Annotated in this window: 11 protein-coding genes; 8 read left to right on the forward strand and 3 right to left on the reverse strand. The window is 65.3% G+C overall.

From position 1 onward, the window contains the following. Positions 1-283: 283 nt before the first annotated feature. Positions 284-1,216, reverse strand: coding sequence for a hypothetical protein (locus tag H2040_RS13815; RefSeq protein ID WP_287158155.1), 933 nt, complete (start codon positions 1,214-1,216; stop codon positions 284-286). A gap of 163 nt (positions 1,217-1,379) precedes the next feature. Here H2040_RS13815 and H2040_RS13820 point away from each other — a divergent pair, with 163 nt between their 5' ends. Together H2040_RS13820 and H2040_RS13825 are read left to right on the forward strand one after the other, a co-directional pair. Then, positions 1,380-1,514, forward strand: a complete 135-nt coding sequence (locus H2040_RS13820; RefSeq protein ID WP_027068347.1) for an entericidin A/B family lipoprotein — start codon at positions 1,380-1,382, stop codon at positions 1,512-1,514. A 163-nt stretch (positions 1,515-1,677) separates the two neighbouring features. Beyond that, a complete protein-coding gene (locus H2040_RS13825) occupies positions 1,678-2,073 on the forward strand; it encodes an RcnB family protein (protein WP_287158156.1) in 396 nt (131 codons plus the stop codon). Positions 2,074-2,151: 78 nt separating this feature from the next. On the opposite strand, the gene H2040_RS13830 is transcribed toward H2040_RS13825, so the two are convergent. Both H2040_RS13830 and H2040_RS13835 read right to left on the reverse strand, forming a co-directional pair. Beyond that, complete coding sequence (locus H2040_RS13830; protein ID WP_287158157.1) at positions 2,152-2,931, reverse strand: Crp/Fnr family transcriptional regulator; 780 nt, start codon at positions 2,929-2,931, stop codon at positions 2,152-2,154. 287 nt (positions 2,932-3,218) lie between these two features. Then, positions 3,219-5,042 (reverse strand): ABC-F family ATP-binding cassette domain-containing protein, encoded by a 1,824-nt coding sequence (locus H2040_RS13835; protein WP_287158158.1) that lies wholly within the window; start codon positions 5,040-5,042, stop codon positions 3,219-3,221. Between the two features lie 131 nt (positions 5,043-5,173). Here H2040_RS13835 and H2040_RS13840 point away from each other — a divergent pair, with 131 nt between their 5' ends. The 6 genes from H2040_RS13840 to H2040_RS13865 form a co-directional block, all read left to right on the forward strand. Continuing rightward, complete coding sequence (locus H2040_RS13840; RefSeq protein WP_287158159.1) at positions 5,174-6,778, forward strand: MBL fold metallo-hydrolase; 1,605 nt, start codon at positions 5,174-5,176, stop codon at positions 6,776-6,778. A gap of 38 nt (positions 6,779-6,816) precedes the next feature. Further along, complete coding sequence (locus H2040_RS13845; protein WP_287158160.1) at positions 6,817-7,305, forward strand: thioredoxin family protein; 489 nt, start codon at positions 6,817-6,819, stop codon at positions 7,303-7,305. Continuing rightward, positions 7,302-7,910, forward strand: a complete 609-nt coding sequence (locus H2040_RS13850) for a DUF1214 domain-containing protein (protein WP_287158161.1) — start codon at positions 7,302-7,304, stop codon at positions 7,908-7,910. The genes H2040_RS13845 and H2040_RS13850 overlap by 4 nt, the downstream gene beginning before the upstream one ends. After that, positions 7,907-8,425, forward strand: coding sequence for a DUF1254 domain-containing protein (locus tag H2040_RS13855; RefSeq protein WP_022697645.1), 519 nt, complete (start codon positions 7,907-7,909; stop codon positions 8,423-8,425). Before H2040_RS13850 ends, H2040_RS13855 begins: the two co-directional genes overlap by 4 nt. A gap of 44 nt (positions 8,426-8,469) precedes the next feature. Continuing rightward, the gene (locus H2040_RS13860; RefSeq protein WP_287158162.1) at positions 8,470-9,642 is read left to right on the forward strand and encodes an aminotransferase; all 1,173 of its coding nucleotides are present in this window, start codon (positions 8,470-8,472) and stop codon (positions 9,640-9,642) included. A gap of 105 nt (positions 9,643-9,747) precedes the next feature. Continuing rightward, a partial coding sequence (locus H2040_RS13865; RefSeq protein ID WP_502709342.1) for a calcium-binding protein occupies positions 9,748-10,725 on the forward strand: 978 nt, incomplete at its 3' end.

Here is a 10,725-nt window from a genome sequence, read left to right on the forward strand (position 1 = left end):
CGCGAATCCGCCGCCGAAGGCGGCGGATGCGCGCTCGCCCAGCGACACCACGGCGGCCAGCGCCGCCAGGCTGGCGATCAGCGCGGCGAAGACGGCGACCGCCGCGCCCATGGCGGTAAAGGCGACGACTCTGGATGCTTCCTGCGACATGACAAAAACCTGCTCGCTCTCCTCGAGCCCCGTCCCCGAAACCAATCATCGCCGCAGCGTGGAATCGGCTCAAGACGCCGGGCGATTAAATCTTGTCCACGTTCCGCGCGGTTGCAGGGAATCCGCGCTTTCGTCAGCCGCCCGGTTTCGGCGCTTCGACCGCCGCCACGCCGCTGGCCGCCATGCGGGCGATGTCGCTGCGATAGGCGCCGCGCAGCATCATCATCTTCCAGTTGCGGAAGAAGGCCTGTTCTTCGGCGGGCAGGCCCGGCAGCGTCTCCGCCAGCCGCGCGCCCAGCTGCGCCGCCGCCGGGGCCAGCGCGCCATAGATCTCCGCGTAGAAATCCCGCGCCGGCGCCACGCCCCGCGCCGCGATGGCCGCGTCGATCGCGCCAAGGCCCAGCGCCTCGATCAGCGCCGCTTCCGCCTCGCGCGGCGCCCCGGCGCGATTGCGGAATTTCTCCTGGTCGAAAAACTGCTTCTTGAATGCGGGGTAGGGGAAGTCATGCGGCGGCGGCCCGGCGATGGCGCCCACCACGCGCCGCATGGCGCCCTCGTCGCCAAAGAACAGCGTCTGGTAGTCCGCGACCAGCGTGTCGCGGTCCGGGTGGAACGCCTCGGCCAGCGCGAAGACGCTCTCGGCGATGGCGTAGATCCCGCTCTCGCCGCTGCGCCACGGTGTCTCCGGATCCTGCGCCCGCCGCGTCCAGGATTCGCAGGTCTCCCGCGCCGGGCGGTGCAGGAACACATTGGCCGGCCCGTCATTGGCCCGGTTCACCGCGTCCAGCGTCAGGTAGAAGCGCGGATTCTTGTCGCCATAGCGTTTCACCGCGCCCGCGCGCAGCTTCTGGCGCAGCACCTTGCGGCTGGCCTCCGCCTTGTCCGCGTCGGTGCGCGGGACCGCGTTCAGGAAGGCGGCGGGAACGTCCACGCCCTCGAAATCATGCCACAGGGGGAAATATTCCAGGCCGCAGAAGATCTCCGGCCCCAGATTGATCGCGTGGCCCAGCGCCGAGGTGCCGCTGCGCGGAACGCCATAGACGATGAAATCCAGTGTCCGCGCCATGTCTTGCCCCTGCCGCCCGCCGTTTCGCGTGACCGCCGACCTAGCGGCAGGGATTTCCGCCGGTCAAGGCGAAGTTTCGCTTCTCTTATCCGCCGGGCGGGCTATCCTGACCGCCTTCATTCACACCCCCGGCACGACGGGGAATCGGGAGTTTTTCGAGATCATGAAAAAGTTCGCAATCATCCTGGCCGGTCTGATGGCCCTCACCCTGACCGCCTGCAACACCATCGCCGGCGCGGGCCGTGACGTGGAATCCGCCGGCGACGCCGTGGAAGACGCCGCCGAAGGCGCCAAATAGGCTTTTTCTTCGGAAAGCCGAAAAAAACAGCGGGCGGCGCGCGGTTTGTGCGCCGCCCGCCTTATTTCCGGCGCCAAATCACCCCGCCAGCGCCTAAGCCGCGCCGGAACCCGCTTTAGCGGCAGCCGTTCTCCCGCCGAGGGATTAACTCAAGGAGGCTGCCATGAAAGCCCTGAAACCCATTCTGATCGCCGCCGGCGCGGGCGCGCTGCTGGCCGCCCCGGCCGCCGCGTTCGCCGATCCGTCGCACTGCCCGCCGGGCCACGCCAAGAAAGGCTGGTGCGATCGCGACGCCCGCTATGACCGCGACCGCTATGATCGCTACGACCGTGACGATTATCACGAGGAACGCCGCGCCTATGAAAAAGGCTTCCGCGACGGTATTCGCGAAGGCCAGTATCTGCGCGACGATGTCAATTACCGCGTGATCCGCGATTACCAGCGCTATGGCTACGCGCCGCCGCCCCGCGGCCATTATTACGCGCAGGTCGATGGCGAAGTCCTGCTGGTGCAGGCCGCCACGCAACTGATCGTCCAGGCGCTGGCCGACCAACGCTAGGGCGACACGCCATCCAGAAGAAAGGCCGTCCCGGGAACATCCGGGACGGCCTTTTCATATGCCGGATCCGAAGGGCGCCTATTCCGCCACGGCCTGCTGACCGCGCATGCGGTATTTCGCGTAGTTCTGCAGGTTGAGATAGGCCGCATCGAAGCCCGCCACACGGCACAGGGCGTCCTCATCGGTCACGCAGACAGAGCGGCGGGTCCATTTCACCATGCCGTTCAACCGGCGCAGCGTGCGCGAGACATGAACCGGCGTCAGGCCCAGCAGGTCGGCCAGGTGAGACTGGCTCAGCGGCGCCTCGATCATTCCGCCGCGGATGACGCCCGCGCAGCGCGCCCTCATCAGCAGCTCAAGGAAGAAGTGCGCAATGCGGCTCTGCGCGTCGCGGCGGCCAAGGCGCGTGATCTGCTCGCGCAGCATGTTGTCGATCTGGAATTCGCTCCACCACAGCGCCGCGGCGATGCCCGGCGTCGTCTGGACGGTCTTCAGGAATTCCTGCGCCTGAAAGGCGCGCATCGTCACAGGGGTCAGGGCCTCCGCCGCATGGCCGGGCGACAGGCGCGACAGCGCCTCGCAGTTCAGCATGTCGCCGGGCGCCAGAATCTCGGTGATCTGGCGGCCGCCATCATCCAGAAGCTGAAAACGGAACGCCCAGCCATCCTCGATAACCAGGATGCGGTCGGGCGCATGGCCGGCCGTGGCAAGGGTCTCTCCCTTGCCGAGGCGAACGAGATCCTGATGGATGCCGTCCAGCGCGCCCAGATCCGCGTCGGCCATGCCGCCACAGTTCTGCAAACGCCGCGCGAACGGGCTGTGATTAAGCGTATGAGCGATATTATTGCCCATGGCCATCCGGGACTCCTTTCCGAAATCGGAAAAAGCGTCGTGGTTTCGACAGTTGTTCATGGGCAGAAAAACGCATCGAATGCGGCGATTTCTGGCGATCTGGCGGGCAATTCCTTGGTAAAAGGATGGTCGCCGCGCCTAATTCTCATGCGTGATTTCGCGCTATTGGCGGCAGGCCGGGCGATTGCGGCGATTTGCCCGGCGGCGGGGGCTGAATACAATCGCGGCGCGGGAAATATTACTAGATATAACGCCTGTTCCGGGCGCGCCCGGCGAACTGCACAGCGTGCGACTCAGTCCGCCTCGACTTCTTCGCGCCGCATCTCGGCGGCCAGCCATTCCTCTTCCATCCGGTCGAGCTCGGTCTGGCATTTTTCCAGCGCCTCGGTCAGGGCATGAAAGCCCTCCGGATCGCTGGAATAAAGGTCTGGCGCGCCCAGGGCCTCCTGAAGCTTGCCGATTTTGGTTTGAGCCGCCTCCATCTTGCCCGGCAGCTCCTTCAGGGCGTAGCGCTCCTTATTGCTCAGCTTGGCCTTTGTGGCGCGGGCGGGCGCGGACGCGTCCGGTGATTTTGACGCTGCGCGGCCTGAAGGATCGCGGGTCAGGGCGGTCATGCCGGCGTCGCCGCCGCGTTGGGCCAGCATGTCGGAATAGCCGCCGGCATATTCGGTCCAGCGCCCGGGGCGGTCCGGATCGGGGGCGATCAGGCTGGTTACGGTGCGGTCGAGGAAATCCCGGTCATGGCTGACCAGCAGGACCGTGCCCGCATAATCGTTCAGGACTTCCTCAAGCAGATCCAGCGTTTCCAGATCCAGATCATTGGTCGGTTCGTCCAGCACCAGCAAATTGGAGGGCCGCGCCAGCGCAATAGCCAACGCCAGACGGCCGCGTTCGCCGCCGGAGAGGGCGGAGACGGGCTGGCGCGCGCGGTCCGCCGGGAACAGGAAATCCTTCATGTAGGAAACAACATGGCGCGGCTTGCCGCCCACCATGACCTGATCGCTGTCGCCGCCGGTCAGGGCGTCCGCCACGCGCTGGTCTTCCTTCAGGGCGGCGCGGCGCTGGTCCAGAGTCACCCGCTCCAGATTGGCGCCCATCGTCACCTCGCCGCTATCGGGCGCCAGTTCGCCGATCAGCATGTTGAGCAGCGTCGTCTTTCCTGCGCCGTTGGGGCCGGCAAAGCCGATGCGGTCGCCGCGCAGGATGCGGGTGGAAAATTCATCGACCACGGGTCGGCCGTCATAGGTCTTGGAGATGGTCTCCGCCTCGATCACCCGCTTGCCGCTCTTGCCGGCTTCGGCGGCTTCCATGGTGACGGAGCCGGGCGTGCGCCGCGCCTCCTTGCGTTGCTGGCGCAGGCCCTGAAGCTCTTTCATGCGGCGAACATTGCGCTTGCGCCGGGCGGTGACGCCGTAGCGGACCCAGTCTTCTTCCGCGGCGATCTTGCGGTCCAGCTTGTGGGCGTCCAGCGCCTCGGCCTCCAGCGTCTCATCCCGCCAGGCTTCGAACGCCTCGAAGCCGCGATTGAGGTCCCGCGTCACGCCGCGGTCGATCCACAGCGTGCGTTTTGTCAGGGTCTGCAGGAAGCGGCGGTCATGGCTGATCAGGACAAGGGCGGACTTTGTCCGTTTCAGGCGATCCTCCAGCCAGGCAATGGCGGGCAGGTCCAGATGGTTGGTCGGCTCGTCCAGAAGCAGGATGTCGGGCTCCGGCGCCATGGCGCGGGCCAGGGCGGCGCGCCGGGCTTCTCCGCCGGACAGCCGCGCCGGGTCCTCGTCGCCGGTCAGGCCCAGCTCTTCCAGCAGGGCGCGGGCCTTCCAGGCTTCGTCGCCCGCCGTCAGACCGGCGGCGGCATATTCATAGGTGGAGGCAAAGCCGCTGAAATCCGGCTCCTGCTCCAGATAGCGCAGCGTCGCCTCATTGCCGACGACGCGCTCCCCGTTATCGGATTCCACCAGCCCGGCGGCGATTTTCATCAGGGTCGATTTGCCCGAGCCATTACGCCCGACAAGGCAAAGGCGGTCGCGTTCGAAGACCTGCATGTCCGCGCCCGCGAACAATTCGTCGCGGCCATATCGCAGATGGATGTCCTGGAGAGAGAGAAGGGGCGCGGCCATGGGCCGATCAATTAAGGGCGCGGGCTGTATTCAGCAATGTCTGAAACCGCTAACAGGCTTGTATGTTCGCACCGCGCGCCGTACCGGCTAGAGTGGCAAGGGATGGCGAGGGACGCCAAGGGGATTGTTTGATGCGTTGTATTAATCAGGCCATGCGCGCCGCGCTGGCTCTGCTGATCGTATTGTCGCCGGCCGCCGCCGCCGCGCAATCGGCCCGCGACACGCTGCTGCGCAGCTTCGAGGCGCATGGCGGACTGGACGAGATAGAAGCCGCGGGCGGCGCGACCTTCTTTCTGGATGGCGAGTTTGATCTGGGCGTGCGCCTTCAGGGGCAAACCCTGGAAAGCGAGATGACGCCGATGCGCCAGATGATCGCGGTCGATACGGCGGGCGAACGCGTCGCCTATGATCTGCGCTGGCGCAATTATTATCAGTCCGAACAGGATCTTCGCGAGGTGCATGACGCGCAGGGCCGCATCCTTTTCGCGGACAAGCGCAACGAAACGGCCCAATGGATGCCCTACGCGCCGGTCGAGGACGATCAGGCGCGGTTCAAGCGCATTCTGCCCAATTTCTTCCTGGCGGACGCGCTGTCGCACACGCCGGAAAGCGCCCGGGCCGAGACCGTTCAGCGTGAGGACGGCCCGGCGCTGGCCGTGACCTATCAGAGCGCCGCCGGCGATCCGCTGACCCTTTTCATTGATCCGGAAACCTATCTTCTGAGCGCGGCCAGCGCGCCGCTGGACATGCCGCTTCTGGGCGCCTCCGTCATTCAGTGGCGCTGGTCGGAATATAAGGAACAGGACGGCCTGACCGTGCCGGGGCGCTTCATGTCTTTCCTGAACGGCAAACTGTTGAGCCGGGCGGACATGATCACCACGACCGATGTCTATGACCGCAGCTTCGCCGCCCCGCGCGGGATCGAAACCCCGGCCGCGCCGCCGCCGGGCGGCGGCGATGATTTCGTGCCCTATGGCGACCGCGCGCCGGAGGTGGAGACCATCGCGCCGGGCGTGCACATGGTGCGCAATCTCCGGCCCGGCTTCCATCCGGTGTTTATCGAGTTCAATGATTTCGTGATGGCGGTCGACGCCCCGGCCGGCTGGTATGAGATGACGCAAATCCCGCCGATGAACTGGGCGCAGGGCGATGACGCGGACGCGCTGGGCGAGAAATTCCTGCGCGCCATCCGGCAGACCGCGCCCGGAAAGCCGGTGCGCTATCTGGTTCTGACCCATCATCACAGCGACCATATTGGCGGACTTGAGCCGTTCGTGCGGCAGGGCGCGACCATTCTGGCGGGCGAGGCCGCCGCCGAGCTGGCGCGCGGCGCCGTCGGCAAGACCGGCGCTCCCGTTGCGCTGGACGGCGAGGCGGATGAGGACGATGCCGGCATCCTGGTGGTCCGCAACCAGCGCACGATTCAGGATATGTCGATGGAGGTTCGACTGATTGAACTGCCCGGCGATAATCCGAAATCGGAAGGCCATCTTGTGGTCTATCTGCCGGACGAGAAGCTGCTCTATTCCACGGCGTTCATCTATCCGGTTCCGGAAAGCGATTTTCCGCTTGTCGAATCCGTCCCCCTGTCGGCGTGGTTCGTCGAGTGGCTGGACGAATCTGAGCTGGAAGTGGACAGCCTCTACAATGTCCACGGGCAGGGGCGCGTGCAGCCCTGGCAACTGCAACAGTTGCGCGCGCTCGCGGGGACCGAAGCGGCGCGCCTGATCGAATAGGCATTGGCGCGGCGGCGGAGTCGCGTTCTAATCGGTCCATGACCGGATTGCTTCGCGTTTTTGTTCTCCTGACAGCCGCGGCCCTGGCGGCCTGCGCCGCGTCCCACGCCACCGATGTCAGCGGCGAGGCCGAGCCACGGCCGTTTTCCGCCTCTGCTGACGCCATGGCGGACGTCGACGCCGCGCTGGCGGCGGCTGAGGCGCGCGGCGTCAATGCGCTGCTGGTTCTGGGCGGCAACTGGTGTCACGACAGCCGCGGCCTGGCCGCCAAGACACAGCAGGAGCCCCTGAAATCCCTGATCGCCGACCATTATGAGCTGGTCTGGGTCGATGTGGGCATGCGCAACCGTAATCTGGACGTCGCCGAACGCTTCGGCGTCATGGAAATCACCAATACGCCAAGCGTTCTGGTCGTTTCTCCTGACGAGACGCTTCTGAACCCTGAAAGCGTCCGGGAATTGCGCAATTCGCACAGCCGATCGCTGGAGTCCGTGGTTTCGTATCTGGAGCAATGGGCGGCCGAATGAAGACGCTGATCCTCTGGTTCGCCGCAATCCTGCTCGGCCTCGCTGTCGGGATTGTCAGCGCGTTCTGGATGGCCGGCTGGCTGACCGGCGACATGCCGTTCAACCGGACCAGCGTGGCGATCGAAGGGTGGGAGTCCAACTGGGCCATCGGGTCGGACGCCGCCGACCCCTATACGCGGGCCTATATCGCCCGCCGCGGCCTGCTGGCCATGAACAAATCCGAGTCGGTGTATTTCCTGAGGGAAACCGATTCCTCCGGCGAGCCGCTGCGCGAGGCCTGCGATTACGTCATGGAAGGCGGCGACATGCCGTCGCGCTGGTGGTCGGTCACGCTTTACGCGTCTGACGATTTTCTGGCCCCGAACCAGGACGACGCGCATTCCGTTGACGCCAGCGATTTCGCGTTGCGGGGCGGCTGGCGGGCCGTGATCCAGAGCGCGCCGCCCGGCGATGACGTTTTCTGGATTTCCAGCCGGAACGCCGGCCGTTTCAATCTTGCCCTGCGCCTCTATAGCCCGGACGACGCCGTGCTGGAGGACGTTCACAGGGCCGTCCTGCCCCCGGAAATCCGGCGCACGGGATGCCGGGCGGAGGAAGGCGCATGAGAATCCTCCTCGCCATCGCGCTTTTCATCGCCGCCGCCGCCGCCGGGCACTGGGCGGCGCTGGACCTGCTGCCCCAACGGGTCATGGATAAGGCGATGACGGCGATTGCCGGGAACGCCGGCGGCATGAACCAGTGGCGGCACGCGCCGCGCATCACGCCGGACAACCGCAACGTGGTGAAGCCCTCGCCCGACCTGGCCTATTCCGCCTGCATCTATGACCTGACGCGCGGCCCTGTCCGGCTTCGGGTCGCCCCGTGGGAGGATTATTCCTCCCTGTCGATCTACGCCGCCAACACGGACAATTTCTTTGTCATCAATGACCGGGAGATGCCGTCCGGAGGATTTGAGGCGGTTTTGATGGCCGCTGGCGCGCCGCGCCCGGAAACCGGCCTGCCGGTTATCGAAAGTCCTGGGCCGCGCGGGGTGGTCCTGATCCGCCGCCTTGCGCCCGATTCATTCAGTTTTGAACGCGCTGACCGCGTGCGGCGCCAGGATATCTGCAACACATTCTGAGGCGGCGCTTTAAGCCCGCGGCGTGAGGCACTAGCCTTGCGCGCATGAAAGACCTCAACCCCGTTATCACCGGGCGCAAGACCTCGATTTTCGAGGTCATGAGCCGGCTCGCCATTGAAAATGACGCCATCAATCTGGGGCAGGGTTTCCCGGACACGGACGGCCCTGAAGACGTGCGCCGCGTGGCGGCCGAGGCCACGGTGGAGGGGCCGAACCAGTATCCGCCGATGATGGGCGTGCCGGCCTTGCGTCAGGCCGCGGCGGACGCGCTGCAGCGCCATTACGGGCTTTCCTATGACCCCGGCGACGAAATCCTTGTCACCGCCGGGGCGACAGAGGCTCTGGCCGCCGCGTTCTCCGCTTTTATTACCCCCGGCGCGGGCGAGGAGGCGGTGATATTCGAACCCGCCTATGACGCCTATTTCGACATGGTGGAGGGCGCCGGGGGCGTGGTGAAGCCGGTTCCTCTGACCGCGCCGGACTGGGCGCTGGACGAGGAGGCGCTGGATGCGGCCATCGGACCGGAGACAAAGCTGATTGTGCTCAACACGCCGGTCAATCCGGTCGGCAAGGTGTTCACGCAGGCCGATCTTGAGGCCGTCGCAAAGCGCGCCCTGGAGCATGACCTGATCGTGGTGTCTGACGAGGTCTATGAGCATATGTGCTTCGACGGGCGCCGGCACCGCAGCATCGCGGCGCTGCCGGAAATGCGGGAGCGCACGGTGCGGATGGGCTCGGCCGGCAAGACTTTTTCCCTGACCGGCTGGAAGGTGGGCTACACGGCCGGGCCGCCGGATCTGATCGCCGCCATGGCGCGGGCGCACCAGTATCTCACCTTCGCCACGCCGCCCTCGCTCCAGAAGGCGGTTGCCTATGGCCTGAACAAGGACACGGCCTATTTCGACGGGCTTGCCGCTGACATGCAGGCCAGCCGCGACCGTCTGGCGCGCGGCCTGACGGAGGCAGGGTTCGGCGTTCTGCCTGCGGAGGGAACCTATTTCCTGACCGCCGATATCGCGCCGCTCGGTTTTGATGACGATGTGGAGTTCTGCCGCCGGATCGCGTCGGAGGCGAAGGTGGCCGGGGTCCCGGTCAGCGCCTTCTATCACGCCACGAACACAGCCCCGCCGCGCAATTTTGTGCGTTTTTGCTTCGCCAAGCAGGACACGGTTCTGGACGCCGCCGCGGACCGGCTGAGAAGCTGGATTGATCGGTGATATAAATTTTTCTTCAGAGAATCTTTGACGCCTCTCCCCGCCGGGCTAACTCAAATTAGTGCCACCCCAAGCAAAGCCGTTTGAATTACGGCGGAGGAGACACCCATGGCGCATCTAAATCCCGACTTTGACGAACTGCGCGCTGAAATCGACGGCGCCGATCAGGTATTCACCGTCGATCTTCAATCACTCAACAATTCAAGCGTGACCGGAAACGTCTTTGTGACGGTGACCGGCGATGAATTGACTGTAACAGTTGTCGCGGAGGGCACGGCCAAGGGTCAGGTTCATCCGCAACATATTCACGGGCTGTTTGATTCTGAAGGCAACCCGATCGATTCCGAAGCGCCGAACTCCTTCAACGACAATGATGGCGACGGCTTTGTAGAGGTTCTGGAAGGCGTCGCGGCTTATGGCGACGTCCTGCTGCCGCTGGTTGCGCCGGCTGGCGATGTTCCGGACGGCCGCCCGGTGTCTGACGCTTCCGGCGACCTGTTCTTCAGCTACACCTACGATCTCAGCGACGACTCGCAATTCTTCAGCCCCGTCACCGGCAATGATTATACCGGCGAGGACCTGATCGAGCTGTTCCTGCGTGAGTATGTGCTGCATGGCTCCGTCATTCCGGAAGGCTATGGCGAAGGCACGGAAGGCGAAGTCAGCGGCGATGGCGGCTATATCGGCATCCTGCCGGCGGCCGCGGGCGGTCTGGAAGAGACCTCCAAAGACGCCGCGCTGGCGCTGTTCGATAGCCTGGAAGACGATTTCCGAAACGTGATTTCCGGCGATGACACCGATGAAAGCCTGACCGGCGTGCTGGGCGATGACGCCATCTTCGCCGGCGGCGGCGATGACCGTGTCGCCGGCCGTGACGGCAACGACTCCATCACCGGCGGCGACGGCAATGACCGCCTGCTGGGCGGTGACGGCGACGACTTCATCCTGGGCGGCGCCGGGGCTGACCGCGCCTTCGGCGGCAATGGCGACGACACCTATGTCGTTCAGGGCAGCTCCGACGATTACCGGGTCATCCAGCGTGATGACGGGCAGGTGATCGTGCAGGAAGCCGGCACGGACAATCGT

The organism is Euryhalocaulis sp. (assembly GCF_013911995.1).
Taxonomy (GTDB): Bacteria; Pseudomonadota; Alphaproteobacteria; order Caulobacterales; family Maricaulaceae; genus Euryhalocaulis; species Euryhalocaulis caribicus.